This is a genomic window from Flagellimonas sp. 2504JD1-5, from assembly GCF_053618295.1.
The window spans coordinates 1,614,203-1,633,562 of the sequence record NZ_JBSIOU010000002.1 but is presented as its reverse complement, the minus strand read 5'-3'; the positions used below and the strand labels follow the sequence as shown (position 1 = coordinate 1,633,562).

General features: G+C 39.2%; 13 protein-coding genes and 2 tRNA genes. 12 read left to right on the top strand and 3 right to left on the bottom strand.

What is annotated here, in order from left to right; genetic code table 11:
* Window positions 1-9 precede the first annotated feature (9 nt).
* From ACULLG_RS16870 to ACULLG_RS16845, 6 genes are all read left to right on the top strand, one after another.
* Entirely contained in the window at window positions 10-396 is a 387-nt protein-coding gene (locus tag ACULLG_RS16870; RefSeq protein WP_190809701.1) for an ExbD/TolR family protein, read from the top strand.
* The gene (locus ACULLG_RS16865; RefSeq protein WP_452127954.1) at window positions 396-1,274 is read left to right on the top strand and encodes an energy transducer TonB; all 879 of its coding nucleotides are present in this window, start codon (window positions 396-398) and stop codon (window positions 1,272-1,274) included. Before ACULLG_RS16870 ends, ACULLG_RS16865 begins: the two co-directional genes overlap by 1 nt.
* Before the next feature lie 4 nt (window positions 1,275-1,278).
* Entirely contained in the window at window positions 1,279-2,490 is a 1,212-nt protein-coding gene (locus ACULLG_RS16860) for a bifunctional folylpolyglutamate synthase/dihydrofolate synthase (protein ID WP_452127953.1), read from the top strand.
* A 74-nt stretch (window positions 2,491-2,564) separates the two neighbouring features.
* Window positions 2,565-2,639, top strand: a tRNA-Val gene (locus tag ACULLG_RS16855).
* Between the two features lie 142 nt (window positions 2,640-2,781).
* A complete protein-coding gene (locus ACULLG_RS16850) occupies window positions 2,782-7,590 on the top strand; it encodes a BspA family leucine-rich repeat surface protein (RefSeq protein ID WP_452127952.1) in 4,809 nt (1,602 codons plus the stop codon).
* The gene (locus tag ACULLG_RS16845; protein ID WP_452127951.1) at window positions 7,587-8,294 is read left to right on the top strand and encodes a hypothetical protein; all 708 of its coding nucleotides are present in this window, start codon (window positions 7,587-7,589) and stop codon (window positions 8,292-8,294) included. The genes ACULLG_RS16850 and ACULLG_RS16845 overlap by 4 nt, the downstream gene beginning before the upstream one ends.
* A gap of 44 nt (window positions 8,295-8,338) precedes the next feature.
* Here the strand turns inward: ACULLG_RS16845 and ACULLG_RS16840 are convergent, their stop codons facing one another.
* Window positions 8,339-9,727, bottom strand: a complete 1,389-nt coding sequence (locus ACULLG_RS16840; protein ID WP_452127950.1) for an amidohydrolase family protein — start codon at window positions 9,725-9,727, stop codon at window positions 8,339-8,341.
* Window positions 9,728-10,050: 323 nt separating this feature from the next.
* On the opposite strand from ACULLG_RS16840, the gene ACULLG_RS16835 reads away from it, so the two are divergent.
* The 6 genes from ACULLG_RS16835 (at window position 10,051) to ACULLG_RS16810 (ending at window position 17,620) form a co-directional block, all read left to right on the top strand.
* Window positions 10,051-10,506: a helix-turn-helix domain-containing protein gene (locus ACULLG_RS16835; protein WP_452127949.1), complete on the top strand. Its 456-nt coding sequence runs from the start codon at window positions 10,051-10,053 to the stop codon at window positions 10,504-10,506.
* Window positions 10,507-11,038: 532 nt separating this feature from the next.
* On the top strand, window positions 11,039-14,272 hold the full coding sequence (locus ACULLG_RS16830; protein WP_452127948.1) for a SusC/RagA family TonB-linked outer membrane protein: 3,234 nt from the start codon (window positions 11,039-11,041) through the stop codon (window positions 14,270-14,272).
* A gap of 27 nt (window positions 14,273-14,299) precedes the next feature.
* Window positions 14,300-15,913 (top strand): SusD/RagB family nutrient-binding outer membrane lipoprotein, encoded by a 1,614-nt coding sequence (locus ACULLG_RS16825; RefSeq protein WP_452127947.1) that lies wholly within the window; start codon window positions 14,300-14,302, stop codon window positions 15,911-15,913.
* Between the two features lie 17 nt (window positions 15,914-15,930).
* On the top strand, window positions 15,931-16,965 hold the full coding sequence (locus tag ACULLG_RS16820; protein ID WP_452127946.1) for a hypothetical protein: 1,035 nt from the start codon (window positions 15,931-15,933) through the stop codon (window positions 16,963-16,965).
* 145 nt (window positions 16,966-17,110) lie between these two features.
* Entirely contained in the window at window positions 17,111-17,515 is a 405-nt protein-coding gene (locus ACULLG_RS16815) for a 6-pyruvoyl trahydropterin synthase family protein (protein ID WP_452127945.1), read from the top strand.
* Between the two features lie 30 nt (window positions 17,516-17,545).
* Window positions 17,546-17,620 (top strand) — tRNA-Val (locus ACULLG_RS16810).
* A 7-nt stretch (window positions 17,621-17,627) separates the two neighbouring features.
* Here the strand turns inward: ACULLG_RS16810 and ACULLG_RS16805 are convergent.
* Together ACULLG_RS16805 and ACULLG_RS16800 are read right to left on the bottom strand one after the other, a co-directional pair.
* Entirely contained in the window at window positions 17,628-17,999 is a 372-nt protein-coding gene (locus ACULLG_RS16805) for a thiol-disulfide oxidoreductase DCC family protein (protein WP_452127944.1), read from the bottom strand.
* A gap of 82 nt (window positions 18,000-18,081) precedes the next feature.
* Complete coding sequence (locus ACULLG_RS16800) at window positions 18,082-19,356, bottom strand: UDP-N-acetylmuramoyl-tripeptide--D-alanyl-D-alanine ligase (RefSeq protein ID WP_452127943.1); 1,275 nt, start codon at window positions 19,354-19,356, stop codon at window positions 18,082-18,084.
* Window positions 19,357-19,360 lie beyond the last annotated feature (4 nt).

Below are 19,360 nucleotides of genomic sequence, written 5' to 3'. Positions count from 1 at the left end.
AATTTCCATATGAAATTGAAAGGAAGAAATAAGGTAAGTCCTGAGTTTAGCATGTCATCCATGACAGACATTGTGTTCTTGTTGTTGGTGTTTTTTATGCTTACTTCGAATGCTCCAAATGCCTTGGATTTGCTATTGCCAAAGGCAAAAGGGAAATCGACCAATACACAAAACGTTTCAGTGACCATTAATAAGGACTTGAAGTATTTTGTGAACAACGAACAAATAAGTAAGGAATACATTGAAATTGAATTAAAAAAGGCACTTGAAGGACAAGAAAAGCCTACAATAATCCTTAGGGCGGAGGAAAATGTGGCCATAAAAGAAGCGGTCAATGTGATGGACATCGCCAATAGGAACAGTTATAAGGTTATCTTGGCCGTGCGGCCAAAATAATGTCATTTTTAGATACGAGACACAAGAAAAAATCTTTCACGCTTACTACACTTCTTTTAAGCGCGATTCTTCTATTGCTTTTTTATATTGGACTGACCTATTTGGATCCTCCAATAGAAAATGGAATAGCCATTAACTTTGGAACCATGGATTTCGGAAGTGGAAAGGTACAACCAAAGGAAAAAGTACGTTCCGAGCCCAAAGAAGTTGAACCTAAACCGGTAGAGCAGGTTCAAGAAAAGGTGGTGCCCAAGCAAACCGCTCCAGAAGAACCTGTGGAAAAAGTTTTGACTTCAGACAACGAGGAGACTATCAAAATCAACCAACAAAAGGAGGCAAAACGAAAAGCCGATGAAGCTGAGAAAAAGGCCAAAGCCGAAGCGGAGCGCATAGCTAGAGAAAAAAGAGAGGTTGAAGAACGAAAAAGACAGGAACAAGAGTCGAAAAAGAAGAGTTTGGATGCTTTAATAGGTGGAATTGGAAAATCTGACGGCACAACAACTGGTAGTGAGGGTGATGACAATAGGGCAGGCGACAAAGGAAACCCAGATGGTGACCCCTATGCGACCAGTTATTATGGAAGCCCTGGAAGTGGTAGCGGAACTGGCGGATATGGACTTAATGGACGCTCTTTGGTCAGTAAAGGAAAGGTGCAGCAAGAATGTAATGAGGATGGACGTGTTGTGGTGCGAATTGTTGTGGATAGAAATGGAAGGGTGATTCAGGCGACACCAGGTGTTAAGGGAACAACCAACACTGCTCCTTGTCTTCTGGAGCCGGCTAGAAAAACGGCTTTTTTACATAAGTGGAACCTTGATTCCAAAGCACCGTCCCAACAAATTGGCTTTGTGGTTGTCAACTTTAAGCTAGGCCAGTAATCAGATGACTTATCAAGAAACTTTAGATTGGATGTTTCAGCAACTTCCAATGTATCAGCAAAAAGGAATTGATGCCCTTGAAAACAAGCTGGACAATATTCTGGCCTTTTCAGAACATTTGGGCAATCCCCATAAAAAATTCAAAAGCATTCATGTAGCAGGAACCAATGGAAAAGGTTCTAGCAGTCATATGTTGGCTTCAATTCTTCAAGAAGCTGGTTATAAGGTAGGGCTTTACACCTCCCCACACCTTAAAGATTTTAGGGAGCGCATAAAAATAAACGGCATTCCGGTGTCTGAGACATTTGTAACAAAGTTTATCAAGACCCATAAGATTTTTTTGGAATGGAATGCACTTTCCTTTTTTGAAATGACAGTGGGAATGGCTTTTTCCTATTTCGCTGAGGAGAGTGTAGATATCGCTATCATTGAGGTGGGTTTGGGCGGAAGATTGGATTCTACCAACATTATTGCACCCGAAGTTTCACTTATTACCAATATTGGACTAGATCATACCCAAATTTTAGGGGATACGCTGGAAAAAATAGCTTTGGAAAAAGCTGGAATCATCAAAAAAGGAATTCCTGTCGTTGTTAGTGAAACACAACCAGAAACCGAAGGAATCTTTAAGATTATAGCCGCTCAAAAAGGCAGTAAAATTGTTTTTGCAGACCAATTACCCCACAAAGACTATGAAACCGACTTACTGGGGTCTTATCAGAAAAAAAACATGAGGGGGGTGGTTGCTACAATTGATGAACTGAAGAATTTTGAGGTAAGCGAGGATGCCATGGTCCAGGGGCTTCGAAATTGTGTAAAAAACACTGGAATTTTAGGTAGATACCAGATTCTGGGCGAAACCCCAAAAATTGTTTGTGATACCGCACACAATAAGGAAGGATTGCAAATTGTATTGAAACAGATAGCTGACCTCAAGCCTAAAAAAGTACATTTCGTAATTGGTTTTGTAAATGATAAGAATTTAGACGAAGTTTTGGGTCTTTTTCCAAAACAAGCAGAGTATTACTTTGTAAAACCAAACATACCAAGAGGTTTGGAGGCAGAAGAATTGTGGAACAAAGCTTTAAAGTTTGGACTAAATGGAGAGGTTTTTAATTCGGTAATGAACGGTTACAAAGCAGCTTTGGCGCAGGCGGCCTCTGAAGATGTTATTTATGTTGGCGGAAGCACTTTTGTAGTGGCCGAAGTAGTTTAGATATTTTGTGTTTTTTCTTTTTGGTAAACAAAAAATGATGCTATATTTGCACTCCCATTTAGCAAAGTGGAATGGGGCGCGTAGCTCAGTTGGTTCAGAGCACCTGGTTTACACCCAGGGGGTCAGGGGTTCGAATCCCTTCGCGCCCACAGAAAAAACCTCAGCAGTTGCTGAGGTTTTTTGTTTGGGAATTTTCCACTAAGATTTTATAGGAAAAATTAAACAAAACATCGAGATTTTCTTTGAAAATCTGCCGTTTAGTTGTAGGTTGCTTTCAATATATCGACCTACATGAAAAAAATCTACCTCTCGGCCCTATTGGGCTTCATTCATTTCTTCTTATCAGCTCAAACAGAATTTATAACTACATGGAAAACGGATAATTCCGGTACTTCAGCAGATAATCAAATTACCATTCCAACTTTTCCAGGGGAAGTTTATGATTATTTTGTTGATTGGGGAGATGGTTCTTCGGACAGCAATGTGACAGGAGATATTACGCACACCTATGCAGGTCCAGGAACATATACGGTTTCGATAACCGGTGATTTTCCACGGATATATTTTAATTATGATGGTTTTCCGGAGAACATAAAAGATAAGGATAAAATTTTATTGGTCAATCAGTGGGGAACTGGTCAATGGAATTCTATGGAAAATGCCTTTAACGGATGTACAAATATTGATGTTGTAGCTACAGATACACCCAATTTATCTAATGTGACTTCAGTGGCTGGAATGTTTTATTTATGCTCCTCTTTAGTTGGGAATGCACAATTTAATAATTGGAATACGGAGAATGTCAGCAACTTTTTAGCCATGTTCAGAGGTGCTTCCCAATTTAATCAATTTATTGGTAGTTGGAACATGTCAAGCGCTCAAACGCTGGTTTCCATGTTTCAAGAGGCAATTGTTTTCAATCAAGATATCGGTGCGTGGAATATTGGTAAAGTGTCAAATTTAGGAGCTATGTTCCAAGAGGCCCATGCGTTTAACCAAAATATTAATGGGTGGAATACTGCGAATGTAACCAATATGTCTGTTCTTTTCAATGGCGCTTTAAGTTTTAATCAGCCTTTAAATAATTGGGATGTTGGCAAGGTTCTCAATATGCAGGGAATGTTTGCCAATTCTTCATTCAACCAGGATATCGGAAGTTGGAATGTTGGCAACGTTACCAACATGTCCGAAATGTTCGCAAACATCTTTGCTTTTAACCAAGATATTAGTGGATGGGATGTTTCCAACGTTACTGAAATGTTCTCTATGTTTGAGGGTGTAATGGATTTTGATCAAAATTTGGGTGGTTGGGACGTATCCAAAGTAACCAATATGGAAAGGATGTTCGCTGGTGGGGCGATTTCACCCGATAATTATGATAGTACTTTGATTGGATGGTACCAGTTACCAGGATTACAAGAAAATGTGGTTTTTGATGGTGGAGAAAGCCATTATTGTAATAGTGTTGTTGAAAGATTAAAGTTGATGTATGAAAAAAATTGGACAATCACCGATCAGGGGAGATCTTCAAGTTTTTGTACGGACAGACCTTTCATTACTACTTGGAAAACGGACAACCCGGGACTATCGGAAGATAATGCCATCACAATCCCTATTTCTGGTGGGCCGTATACTATTGATTGGGGTGATGGAAACATAGAAACCGATATGTTTGGCTCCATTTCACATACGTATTCAGCATCTGGTGAGTATATGGTGTCAATTGCCGCAGATGCTATTTCTGTCCAATTCAATAGTTACCCAGGAAATGAGGCAAATAGTGACGCATCCAAGCTTTTGGAGATAAATCAATGGGGAGATGTTCGGTGGACCAATATGGGGTCGGCATACGCAGGATGTGTTAATATGGATGTGGTGGCAGAGGATGTCCCCCATCTGTCAGGGGTTACTTCACTTTTTTCAATGTTCGTTTTCTGTAGTGGCCTCAAAGGGAATCAAGCTTTTAATGCTTGGGATGTTAGCGGTTTCGACAACTTGACCCAGGTGTTTTCTGGATGCACTCAATTCAAAGCCGATGTATCGAAATGGGATGTGGTCAATGTAACTGAGATGTCCAATCTTTTTAATAATTGCATAAACTTTAATCAAGATATTTCAGCATGGAACGTTGGTAATGTTACCAACATGGCCGGTATTTTTAGTGGGGCCACAAATTTTAATCAAGATATTGGAGGTTGGGATGTTTCTAGTGTGACCAACATGTCGATTATGTTTCAATCTTCAGGTTTTAACAGGGATATTTCCAACTGGAATGTTGGTAACGTGACAAATATGAGGTTCATGTTCAACCAAGCTCCAAACTTTAATCAAAATATAGGAGGATGGAACGTTTCCAAGGTTACTGATATGACCAACATGCTGTCAGGTACAGGTGCATTTGATCAGGATATCGGAAATTGGGATGTTTCCAGTGTGGTGACCATGAAAAGAATGTTTACTGGGGCGATGACATTTAATCAAGATATTTCTGGTTGGAACGTTTCTAACGTCACTGAAATGGACTTGATATTCAGTTATACCAATCTTTTTAATCAAAACCTTAGCACTTGGGATGTTACAAAAGTAACCAATATGGCAGGCATGTTTGAAAAGGCCAATGCATTTAATGGGAATATTTCCAATTGGAATGTTTTGAACGTGGAAAACATGGAAAATATGTTTAACGGGGCATCTTCCTTTGATCAAGATTTGGGTGATTGGAATGTTTCCAATGTAAGGGATATGGCTAATATGTTTTTTGATGCAGGATTGTCGATTGCTAATTACGATAGCCTTTTAAAAGGATGGAGCAATTTGCCAAGTCTTCAGAACAATGTGGTTTTTGATGCAGGAAATAGTGAATATTGTGCTTCTGGGGTAGAACGTCAATCCATTATAGATACTTATGGGTGGACAATTACCGATGCTGGACCAAATACGAGTTGTCATTTCATTACCACCTGGAAAACTGACAATCTAGGTATTACCGAAGACAATCAAATTAGTATCCCGACCTACCCTGGGCTGGTCTATGATTATGAAGTTATTTGGGGAGATGGGACATCAGATTCAAATGTAACTGGAGACATAACACATACATATCCTGAAAAAGGAACGTATCAAGTTTCAATAGTAGGAGAGTTCCCTAGGATTTATTTTAATGCCCAATATTCCAGCACAGATAATGATAGCGATAAAATAATTATGGTTAATCAATGGGGAGATATTCGATGGAAGGATTTTTCCAGGGCATTTAAGGGATGTGAAGAATTGGATGTAATAGCCCTTGATTCGCCTAATATGGAGGATGTTTCCAGAGCTGAGGAAATGTTTGCTTTTTGTTCTAATATGGTTGGCAATACAAGTTTTGGAAATTGGGACGTTTCTGGTCTAATTTATGCGACATCCATGTTCTCGGGGTGTCTTTTATTTAATCAAGACATTGGAGAATGGAATGTTTCAAACATGCTTAGAATGAATAACTTTTTCTCTTCTGCAGAAACTTTTAACCAAGATATAAGTGGTTGGGATTTAAGCAATGTTGAGAGTTTACAAGGGATGTTTAATGGCGCTAGGGCTTTTAATCAAGACCTAAGTGGATGGGATTTCCCGAAGGTTACCAATCTTAGTACTATGTTCCAACAAGCATCTGCCTTCAATAAAGATATCTCTGGATGGGACGTCTCAAGAATAACGGACTTCACAGCAATGTTTAATGGAGCAGAAAGTTTTAACCAACCTATAGGTGTTTGGGATATGTCCAGCGCAGTTGAATTGGCTGCAATGTTTCAAGGCGCAAATTCATTTACTTATGATATTACTGCCTGGAACCTGTCCAATGCAAAAAATATGGCGATAATGTTTGCGTATAACAATATGTTTAATCAAAATATAAGTAACTGGAATGTTAGCAATGTAACTAATATGGGAGGCTTGTTTTGGAACAACACAGTTTTTAATAGAGATTTAAGTGGTTGGAACACTTCGAATGTTATGACCATGGAGAGAATGTTCGAAGGAGCTATATCATTTGATATGAATCTTGGAGGTTGGGATGTTAGCAAGGTGGAGAGCATGACAAATATGTTTGAAAACTCAGGAATGTCTACTGAGAATTATGATAAAACATTAATTGGATGGAACAGTTTGTCAAGCCTACAAAACAATGTTGATTTTGAAGCCGGGAGCAGCCAATACTGCGAATCCGCTGAAGCCCGGCAATTAATTATCGATACGTACGGTTGGATTATTACCGATGCCGGTGAACATCCATTATGCAATCAAGATAATGATGCCGACGGTGTTCCAGATCATGAGGATAATTGTTTAGAAAGTCAACCTGGTGTAGAGGTTGACGCCAATGGATGTGATATCATACCCAATGATGCTATAAAAGTGTTCGTTTTGACGCCTAGCTGTATCGGAAGTTCGGATGGAGCAATAGAAATCAGTATGAATCTGTCAGGGTATTTACTGGACATTTCAATTTCAGGCGAAGGATTGTCCAATCAATTTGATGACATTTCATCTGAAATTGGTTTGAAAATTAATGACTTATCCGCGGGAAATTATACTATTACGGTGTCAATACCTGAAATCTTCTTTGAACAAACGTACGGTGTCACTGTCAACGAACTAGATTCGGTAACTGGGAAGAGAACCGTGCTCAATGCTTCGGAAGGTACAGTTACATATACAGTGGAAGGCAGCAAGCTTTATGAGGTTTTGGTAAATGGTAAAATAAGAAGCTATACGTTCGAAGATTCCGGCCCGCAAACAATCTCGATTAATAACCTGAAAGGTCAAACCGAAGTCTCAATTTCTGGAGAAAGTGATTGCCAAGGAAAAATATCGGACAACTTTTTTATCGGAAATGGGATTCAAGTATACCCTACCATAACTACTTCACAAGTTGGATTTTTTACCGAAGATACTCAGTTGAAAGTTAAGGTTTTCAGTCTTGATGGAAGGTTGGTCAAGGAACTAAATTATAATCAATATGAGAAGAATATGGATGTGTCGTATTTAGAATCAGGCATATATGTTCTTCAAATGGAGAGAGGTGTACATACAGAAACCATAAAGATTATTAAAAAATGAAAGAGTGGAAATCAATAATGTTTAAGTCGATAATTGGAATTTTCACAATTGCCCTGTTTTCTTGTGGAGGAGGAGATGGAGGTGGTGAAGAGCCGCCAGAAGAGCAAAAAAACCCACCAGCAAAGGCAGTTGGCACTTTACCTGTTAACGGAGAACCTTGCTCTGATTATGAGGAAGTGTCAAATGATGACTCCAAGGTTTTGGTGGCATTTAAATGGAATGCCGCCCAGCTAGCGCAAAACTATGTTCTAAGAATAGTGGAAGGCTCTACCGAAGTTTTTAGAAATTCTCTCAGCGTTCTGGAGACCAAGGTTGAATTGGAAAGAGGTAAGACATATTCTTGGTCATTGACATCTGCGAACAGCGATGGAGAAACTGTCGGTGACACCTATTCGTTTACAACTCCTGGGATTCCACAAGGTAATTTTGCACCTTATGCGGCTGGTATTTCAATCGAGTTCAATACCCAAAACACTGAGCTTTCAATTTCTTGGGTTGGAAGCGATGAAGATGGCGACCAGTTGACTTATGATGTATCTGTTTGGGAAAATGATATAATCCTTGTTGAAGAAAATGATTATGATCAAATAACAATTGCCCCAATTATCTATCAAAGTGGGGAGGATTACTCTGTCGAAGTTGTTTCAAAAGATACCTCTGGTAATTTTTCAATTTCCAAGGTAACGGATACGGCGCCAAATTAATTATCCTCCATTGGTATAATAATCGTAAAGTGACCTAAAAAGTATCAATACTCGTTTTTTATCAGCTCAAGAACTCTTGTTATTTCACTTGCAGAAATATCTTTTCCCTTTATAAAAACATAATCAATCAATTCCAGGTTTTTTAGACTCAATAAAGGATTTTTTTGCAGAAGTATTAAATCGGCCCTATTTCCTTCTTTGATTGTTCCGTATGAGCTATCCTTTAGATATTCGCCAACGTTAAGGGTGGTGGTCTTTAAAACCTGTGGTATGGACATTCCACTTTTGGACAGATGAATCAACTCTTCATGTAATGATACGCCAGGGATAACGTATCGAATTCCGGTGTCGGTACCCGATAGAATTTTTAAACCTCGACTTTGAAAGTCTTCGGTAACCTGTAATGTAGATTGATAATAATTATTATTTGAAGGAATTGATGCCTCTGTTTGATCAAAAAAATTGATGGCTTGTGGGGATAAATAGCTGATCCATGGATGGTTTTTAAATAGATCAAGGTTGGACGTGCTTCGATACAAAACGGATAGCGTAGGGCAATTAAATGTACTATTGTTTTGAACTGCACTGAAAATTTCTTCTTGTGAATGGCTGGAAGAACTAAATCGCGACATGTGTTCGATGGAGTATTGCCCATTGGACACGGCATCAAAATAATCAACAGTAGACGGAACATGGCCGACAACCTTGATTTTTTTAAGTTGGGAATACTCTAGCAATTTCAAATATTGACTATTTGGAAGACCATTGTATACTTTGATGTAATCAAAACCTTCGGCTTTAAATGCATCCACAAAGGTTTCAATATCTTCATTGGTGCTGGTATTTATGGCACCGGGCCAAGTAGAATTGGACCCATCAAACCCGGCACTTGCAACATATAAGTTTGGCCCCAATGTTTTATTTGTATTGATGGAGTTCCTCATGTCCACATGTGATTTGAAACCCCACATAATTCTGACATTGGTAACCCCCTTGGCGAGAAATAGGAACAAATCGTATTTCAAATTTGAACTGGTCACTAAATGGGTGTGCATATCCGATAAACCTGGCATGAGGAACTTGTCGGTGCCCGTAATTTCTTTAAATCCCGTTCTGTCCGAAGGCGAAGAGCTTATTTTGTAAATTTTCTGATCTTGTAAAAACACATCATAGGTTGAAGGTAGTATTATGCCATTTTCTACATCCAATACATTTACATCCGTAATAACAATTTTGTCGGTAACAGGGTTCAATAAAAAATCATCCAAGGTGTCTGTTGTTGGATTTGGGTTTTCGATGGTATCGTCGACATCGGATTGGTCTGTGTTTCCATTTTTGGGAATGTCTACCTCACCGGTATTCGAGCTCTTGCTGCATCCATTTACACCAAGGAACAACACTAACATTATACTTATAAAGATGTTTTTTTTCATACCGAAATTTTACTCCACCAAAGACTTGTAGTGCCAATTTTGATTTTAAATGGTAAGCTCCGTGCGCCCATCTTTTAAACTCAAAATAAGCACTGACAATTTCTTAATCATTTACTATATAACTATTAGACCTTATAAAGGTTTATTGATTTAAACCCTATGTGTAGCAGGTTTTGGTATTGGATTACATTATACAAGCTATAAATCAGCGATTTAAGCTGTAAGGTAAACTTGCCCGATAATAGTTTACGTTAATCCTTATCGGCTAGAACCAGACTTTACAGCTTTTGGATTAACTATGGTAGTGATTAAACATAGCTGCTATGAAAAGACTTATTCAATATCTTTTTTCTTCTGGACATGTTTCTGTAGACCATAATAGTTATGATAGTGCGAGTCCTGTCAAATATGAAAAATCTGGATTAACACTTCAAGAAGCCGTGGAAATTACCAACGAGATCAAAATCGCCTTTGAACAGGAGAAGCTGTATAAGAATAATGCGGTTGGATTGGCTGATCTTTCAAAATGCATTGGCAGGGATAGGTATAAGGTTTCCCAAGTGCTTAATGAGTATATGTCCTGTAATTTTTATGCCTTGCTAAATCAGTATAGGATTGGGGAGGCAAAAGATTTGTTGTTGTCACAACCATTTTTAAGTGTTAAGGCCATCATGTACGAAGTGGGCTTTAACAGCAAAACCAGTTTCTATAGTGCATTTAAAAAAGAAACAGGTTTAAGTCCAAATGATTATAGAGGCTTTGCTTTGCACGCTTCTTAAGGCAGTTCCTTTTTTACCCCAATTAATAAATTACAAGTACCTCCTTTTTCTTCTTTAGCCCCAGCATTTACCCACAAATTCGTATTTCGGGGTTTAAGATTGGTCAAATTGGAAATTCAATCTGTGATTTCCATCTTTCTTGGCTGCTATTTAATTGACAATAGCAAAATGTGCTAATCGGGAGTTGACCTCATTTTTCTGATAATCAAATGTTAAAATTTAAGAAACCTTTTAAGTGGTCGTGCCTTGCTAAGAAAAAGTTAAAAAGGGTTCGTCCCGTTTGGGATTATTGTTTTTGGGGTGCTTCCCGTTTTAAAAGTACCTGTAGTAGGTAAACATGCAATTCTTTTGTTCTTGCAATTGTAAAGGTAAGGCGGTGAGAGGCCTTACTACCTTAAATAAATAGAGACTTTCCATTAAGTTTTGTTTTCGTACTAGGGAGTATTATTTGAATTAGCTATCAAAACAACTTCTCCCGTCTGCCTTTCTCAGTTGCGCTAACTCTTTAATTACTAACAAAACTTTTAATTCTATGAAAGTATTGAAACTGTTTGGGATTCTTGCCCTACTGTTGTGTACAACAACGGTACTGTCCCAAGAAAAAACAATTACGGGTACGGTTATTGACCATACGGGTGTACCATTGCCCGGGGTCAACATTATTGTTGAGGGCACGTCTAACGGAACCCAAACCGATTTTGATGGAAATTATTCCATTTCAGCAAGTGAAGGACAAGCATTACTCTACACCTACATCGGCCAAAGAACGGCAAGAAGGGTAGTTGGTGCTGTAAATGTCATCAATGTTCAAATGGAGGAAGACACGCAAGCTCTTGAGGAGGTTGTAGTAACTGCCCAAGGCATCCGAAGGGAAAAGAAAGCATTGGGTTATGCGGTGACCAACTTGGGTTCCGACAAAGTTGAAAACCGGCCAGAAGCCGATATCGCCAGGGTATTGAGTGGTAAGGCAGCAGGTGTTAACGTTGTAGGGACAGGAGGTTTGGCCGGTAGTGGTACCAACATCAGGATTCGTGGTAATGTTTCCATTACAGGTAACAACCAACCTTTGTTCGTTGTAAACGGCGTTCCGTTTAATACGGACACAAATGCTGAAAGTAACGTAACCACAGGAAATGGTTCTGTATCTGCTTCAAGTAGATTCTTGGACCTTGACCCAAACAACATTGAGGATATAAGTATTCTTAAAGGTTTGAGTGCAACTGTACTTTACGGTAACCAAGGTAGAAACGGGGTTATTTTAATAACCACCAAAACAGGAACTTCTGAATTGGTCGACAAAGGTTTCGAAGTTAGTGTCAATCAATCCGTGTTTGTTAACGAAATTGCCAGTTTGCCGGATTACCAGAATATCTACGGTCAAGGAGGTGATAACTCCATAAATGTTGGATTCGTAGGTAACTGGGGAGGAAGATTTGATAGTGGGGCGACAGTAAGACACCATTACAACCAAGCTCAGTTCGCAGAACCTTTCCCCGAATTCCAAGGCGTCAATGTGCCGTATAGAGCATTTAAAAACAATGTGCGCAACTTTTTTAGAAAAGGGTTGGGTAGAACAACTTCTATTAATGCATCCAAAAGCTCTGAAGATATAGCGTATAACGTGAACTTTGGACATACTGATGAAGATGGATTTGTTGTTGGTAACAACATTAATAGAACCAACTTTGGATTAGGTGGTTCTGTAAAACTCAGCAATAAGTTCAGGATTAATGGATCATTCAATTACTCCACCAGCAACTTTACAACACCTCCAGTTTCTGCCAGTAATGGTACAGGGAATTTTTCAATTTTCTTTAGAACAATGTTTATCCCGAGAAACTTGGATTTAAATGGACTTCCATTTCAAAATCCGATTGATGGATCTAATGTATACTATCGTGCGGATCAAGAAAACCCAAGATGGTTGGCTGCCAACTCGCAAGAGCAGATCAAGACCAATCGTTTTTATAATTCCATAAGTTCAAGTTATGACTTCAGCGACAAGGTTGCCCTTACGTATAGGGTAGGTTTGGATACGTTCACTGAAAATCAGCAATTTTATGTGAACAAAGGTGGTGTTTCAAGTTTATTGTCTCAACAAGGTTTCTTAAAAACAACCTCCGGTGTCAATACCATCTGGGATCATAGTTTGATTTTGAACATTAATAGTGTTCAGCTAACCGAAAAACTTGGATTTACCGGAACAGTTGGTTTTAATTCCAACTCTGAAACTTTTGAAAAGTTCGGTCAGGTTAGTACAGGTCAAGTAGTATTTGACTTTATTGATCATACCAACTTTGCTACACAAAGTAATGCTGATCCTTTAGGTTCAAACCTTGACTTTAAGCAAACGGTTAATACACTCGGTCTATATGGATCCATAGGTTTTGACTATTCTAACTTTGTTTATCTTACTCTGGCAGGAAGAAACGACTGGTCTTCTACTGTTGAACGAGAAAATAGATCGTTGTTCTATCCTAGTGCCTCGGTATCTTTGGTACCAACTTCTGCAATTCCTGAGTTAAAGGGTAATTTCTTGAACTTCCTTAAATTCAGATTTGGATACGGAACTTCCGCTGGTTTCCCTGGACCGTATAACACTAGGCCAACATTGGCTTTAGGTACGGCGCAGTTCACCACACGAACGGGAACTTTGATCAATGTAAACTCAAGCGGTGGTTTGGGTACTGGCTTGGATGTATTTCCAAATCCAGATTTGAAGCCTGAATTACACCGGGAGTTTGAAGCAGGTGTTGAAGCAAACCTTTGGGATAGCAGAATTAATCTGGAAGTCAGTGTATATAAAAGGGATTCCAAAGATCAAATTCTTGGAAAAATCTTAGATCCGTCAACTGGATTTGATAGAACTACAATTAATGCCGGTCAAATTGATACCAAAGGTATTGAGGTGGATTTAGGCTTCAACCCATTCAAAAATAGTGATGGGTTCCAATGGAGCTCCAATATAAACTTTACAGCGGATCAGAATGAGGTTATAGATTTACCTGGTGGAGATGATGTGTTTATTGCTGGATTCTCGAATCTGGGGAACTATGCCATAGAGGGCCAGCCACTGGGTGTTATCCGCGGTAGCTTTGCCGTTAGGGATGACCAAGGTAATTTATTGATAAACCCACAAGATGGTAATATCATTGATAGTGATGCCCTAGGTTTGGATAATGAAGTTATCGGCGACCCTAATCCAGATTGGAGACTGGTGACGAGCAACACATTCTCATATAAAGGATTGAGCCTGTCTGCTCAGGTAGAATATACTCATGGAGGAGACTTCAGTTCCAACACCATCGGAAACCTTATACGTAGAGGTGTAACTACAGATACCCAGGATAGGGAAGGTTCTATTATAATTCCTGGTGTTCTTGCTGATCCAAATACTGGCCAGGTATTACTTGATGGTTCTGGAAACCCGATTCCGAATACCATTCAGCAAGGTGCCAACGAAATCTACTTCCTGAATTTTGTTGATCCCAGCGGACAGGGTATCTACGATGGATCTGTGGTAAGACTAAGAGAAGTATCATTGAGCTATGCTTTACCTAGAAAATTATTGGAAAAAACGCCATTTGGCTCACTTTCTTTCACTTTACTGGGCCAGAATATGTGGTACTGGGCTCCTAATGTACCTTCAGGAACCAATTTTGACCCTGAAGTAATTAGTACAGGTGTTGGTAATGGTTTGGGACTTGATCTTCAGACAACCCCTACATCCAAGAAATATGGATTTAGCATCAAAGCAACATTCTAATAAATGGAAAAGAAAAAATATAGGACAATGAAAAACTATCATAAAATAAGTATCATTGGCATATTAGTGCTGATGCTCGGTATAAGCTGTGAAACGGTAGATTTGAATCAGCTTAATGACCCAAGTGAATTAACACCTTCCAGTGCTGACCCGGAGTTGTTATTGAACAATGTGCAGTTACGATTTGTAAATGCGATTGCGTACAATGAGGACAACGAGGATGGGATTAACGTTCGAGCCGCTGAGTTTGTAAGAATGCAGCACTTATTTGGAGCCTATGTAGGCCCATTTTCTCTGAGCTCTGGTAATCTTGACGATCTTTGGACTGACTTGTACAGAGAATCATTACAAGACATCAACGTTCTTATTCCGTTGGCTGAAGAAAGAGATTTGGAAGGATTTATAGGTGTGGCCAAATTGATTCAGGCATACATTTATGTAACCTTAGTAGATGTATTTGGAGATGTTCCTTTTACCGAAGCTCTGCAAGGAAATGAAAATCCTAATCCAAATGTTGATGATGGACAGTCTATTTACAACGCAATGTTTGCTGTTATCGATGAAGGAATTGCGGCAATTAACGCTCCAGGATCTGTAATGCCAAATGATCTCTTTTACGGTGGAAATAAGGCACAATGGACTAGGTTGGCGAATACCCTAAAGTTTAAGATGTATTTGCAAATGCGTTTGGTGGGAGACTTTAGCAGTGAGATGAATAGTTTGATTAATGCTGGATTGATTACCTCCGCTGCTGATGATTTTGAGTTTCAATACTCCACAACTGCTAGTACAACAGGTGAAAGTAGACATCCTTATTATGCACTTATTTATGATGCTGATGGTGCCGACGATTACTTGGTTAGCTACTATGTGAACTTGCTTAAAGCTGATAAAGGCTTTGAAGATCCAAGGTTAAGATACTATTTCTATAGACAGGTGGCAGAAACACCTTCAGGGGACGATTTACCATGTGAGGATAACACCGTTGTAAATTTCTGTCATTTAGGTGATTTCTATTGGACCCGTGATCATGGCGATGATGATGGTGTTCCGCCAGACGGATTAAAAAGATCAACCTACGGTTTGTATCCCATTGGAGGAGCTTTTGATGCTGATAACTTTGCCTCGGTAGCTGTTAATGCTGGAGGAGGAGGAGCAGGTATTTTTCCTTTCTTGCTTTCCTCTTATGTTAAATTTATGCAAGCAGAATCCGCCTTAATGTCGGGTACTACCGGAAACCCAAGAACTTTGTTGGAAGAAGGTATTCGGGAATCCATGGACAAAGTATTGAACTTTATCCCAGGACAGGTTGCGCCGGCATTTGCTGCAACAAGTACAGATGTAGATGACTATGTCACATTTGTATTAGGACAATATGATGCTGCTGCAGATGACACGGCAAGGTTGGACGTTATAATGAAAGAATATTACATCGCTCTTTGGGGTAATGGTCTTGAAGCATATAATAACTACCGAAGAACTGGATTGCCAAGTGACCTTTCCGACCATGTTGGGACACCAGGGGCGTTTCCTAGAACATTCCTTTATCCAGCTACTGTGGTGAATACCAACTCCAGCATTGATCAAAAGGAGATTTCAGTTAAAACATTCTGGGATACAAATCCTGCAGTATTGGATTAATTCTAAAAGCAATTAAAATGAAAATATACAATAATATCTTTTCGAAAATAAATGTCGGCTTAATAGCTGTGCTGCTTATAACGGGAGCTACCTTTACATCATGTGAGGATGACGACAAGAACCAACTTAATGATTTTCTTGTGACAGGTGGCTTTGTAAGGTTTGCGGGCCAAAATCCCCCAGGAGCAGTTGGTGTCAACGCAATTAGTGAACTATCATACTCTTTTTCAGTTGAAGATGCAAATAACACCGCTGCTATGTATGATCTTAGGTTATATGCTGATTTGGGTGGAGTTAGGACTGATACAGTTCAAGTAGAGCAAGTTACCAGCTTTCCAGCAAGCTTCTCTTTTAATGCTGAGGAAATTGCAAGCTTGCTCGGTGTTACCGTCGCTGATATCGGTTTTGGAGATAATTTCTTCTTCACGGCAACTGTTACTACTACTGATGGAACGGTTTACGGAGGAGCTGATAGGCTAAACGGAGTACAAGTTTTCCCCCAGCCTGATGGGACTTTCTTAGATGAAGATGATGATCCAGTAACTGTAGGTCCAAATGATGTTGTTTACACAAGTTCTGATGGAAGTTCTTTCCTTGTCAGCGGGCAAGGGTCAACAGATGATCTACTTGATGAGGCAGGATACAGACAAGCATTTGAGTTTAGTTTTGTAATACTTTGCCCTAGTGTTGATTTCAGTGCCCTTCCTGGAACTTATGACGTTACCAATCTTGGATTCGCTGGTTTCTTTGGAGAAACCGATTTCGTTAGAGAAGTAGTAGCTGGTCCAGGTGCCAATCAAATCACAATTATTGGTGGGGAATGGCCTTCTGCGGGCTCACGTGATCTGGTTTTGGACATTAATCCAACAACTGGAGCAGTTTCGCTTGGGGAAGTCGCAATAGCTTTTGATGCTGCTTTCGGAGCTTTTGCAACGGACAATTGGGGATCCGCAACTGGATTTGTATTCACCTGTACAGGCAATATAGTGCTCGTAATGGATTTTGATACGTTTTCCGGAAACGCACACCCTTTTGAACTTTCTAAACAATAACCGTCAAGTTCAAAAAGTGAGGTCTTTATGACCAGAAAGCCATCCTTTTAGGATGGCTTTTTTTATGAAGTTTTATCCAGAGATATCCACCTATGTTTTGGAAAGATTCTTGCTTAAGAAGTATCTTTGCACAAATTAGTGCTCAATGATAGCCACAATTTGTCGAAAAGCCCATTTTAACGCCGCGCACCGTCTGCATAATCCCAATTGGAGCAATGAGAAGAATATTGAAACCTTTGGTAAGTGTAACAATGTGCACGGACATAACTTTGATTTGGAAGTAAGGGTAAGGGGCGAGGTAGATCCAGATACTGGATTTGTAATGGATTTGGCAGTTTTGGGAAATCTTGTAAAAGATGAGGTTGAAGAACGGTTTGACCACAAAAACCTGAACATGGACTGTCCCGAATTTGAAGACTTATATCCAACAACTGAGTATTTTGTAAAGATTATTTACGATATTTTGAAGCCACACCTCAAAAAAGGCCATCTACTGCATATAACACTTCACGAAACACAAAAGAACGCCGCAGAATATGGAGATTGGTAACAATTTTACGATATTGCACTTCATTTTTATGGGATATTAGCTCAGTTGGTTTAGAGCGCTGCCTTGACAGGGCAGAGGTCACTGGTTCGAATCCAGTATATCCCACTTTCTTTTAGAAATTTACCGCACAAGTTTGGGATTTTCCAAACCATCTTACCCGATTTTTTGCAGCTAATGTATATATCTTGTCCCGTATGATTTTAGGTATATATGACAGAATGGACCCTAATAATTGCCATTTGGGTACTTTAGAAAGAATACGAAGGAATCCATCAGAGTGCATATGTTTGCCCGTTTCATCAAATAAAATAACAGATTCCAATTGCTTTATGGAAAGGTTATTTTCCTTTAAAAGCTCTTGTCCTATAGGAGACTGAAAAGCCACCATCTGAAATAATCCTTTTGGGGCAAACCTGATCAACTGGCCTATTACTCCGTTGCATAAGTTACAATTTCCATCAAAGACAATTATATTTTTTTTCATGGCTAGAAATAGTTTTGTCCATTTTGTCGGACAAAACCATCTCCCATTTAGACATTATACTTTCTTTAAGAGTATAACTAAATTACAGAAGTTCCAAAACCCTTTCCAAGGCCATTCCCCTAGAGCCTTTAATGAGAAGTGAACCACCATTAAGGGGATTTGTGTTAAGGTATTCCTGGAAATCGGTAAAATTTTTGAACTTTTCGAAATCGGTTTGGGTTTGAAAAAAGTTTTCTCCTACCAGAAACACTTTTGAGAAACCGTGGTCACGAGCTAAATCTACTATAAACTGGTGTTCGGTAGCCGCTTCCGGCCCCATTTCAAACATATCGCCCAAAATCAAGGTCTTGACATCCTCTTGAAGATTTTTGAAATTATCCAAAGCAGCTTTCATACTCGATGGATTGGCATTATAGGCATCGAGAATAATACTGAATCCGTTTTTTTTAATGATTTGAGAACGATTGTTCACAGGTACGTACAATTCAAGTGCAATTTTGATGTCTTCCATGGGAACATTGAAGTATTTGCCAATGGTGATGGCAGCGCAACAATTTGGAAAATTGTAACCACCAATGAGCTGTGTGGTAATTTTAGCGCTTTCCACATTTATAACCACAAAAGGGTTGGTTTCAACCAGCGTAATGTTGAAGAATTCATGGTTGTAGGAACTAAAACCAATTTTTTTGATATACGAAGCCAATTTTTCAAGCTGAACAGGATCATCGGCATTTAAAAAAATTGATTTGTTGTTCGAAGCAAGATATTTATACAGCTCACTTTTCCCTTCAATAACGCCTTCTATCCCACCAAAACCCTCTAAATGTGCTTTGCCAAAGTTGGTGATATATCCAAAATCAGGTTGGGCAATGTCGCACAAAAATTCAATTTCACCCTTGTGATTGGCTCCCATTTCAACAATGGCAAGCTCCGTATCAGGCTCAATCGACAATAAAGTGAGGGGAACCCCAATATGGTTATTTAGATTACCGATGGTGGCCACTGTTTTGTACTTTTTGGAAAGGACCGCATTGATTAACTCTTTCGTTGTGGTTTTGCCGTTACTTCCGGTTAGTGAAATGACTCTGGCATTGCTATAATTTCGGTGGAAAGTTGCCAGTTTTTGAAGCGTTTCCAAAACATCGTCCACAAGCAAACAATTATCGGATATTTTGTGCGAAGCTTCATCAATAATGGCATAAGCGGCTCCTTTCTCCAAGGCTTGTTGTGCAAACTCATTTCCATTAAAATTAGGTCCTTTTAAAGCAAAGAAAATACAATCTTTGGTAATTTTTCGGGTATCTGTGCAAGCAGTGGGATGTGCTAAAAAAATCCCATGAAGTTCTTCCAATGTCATAAAT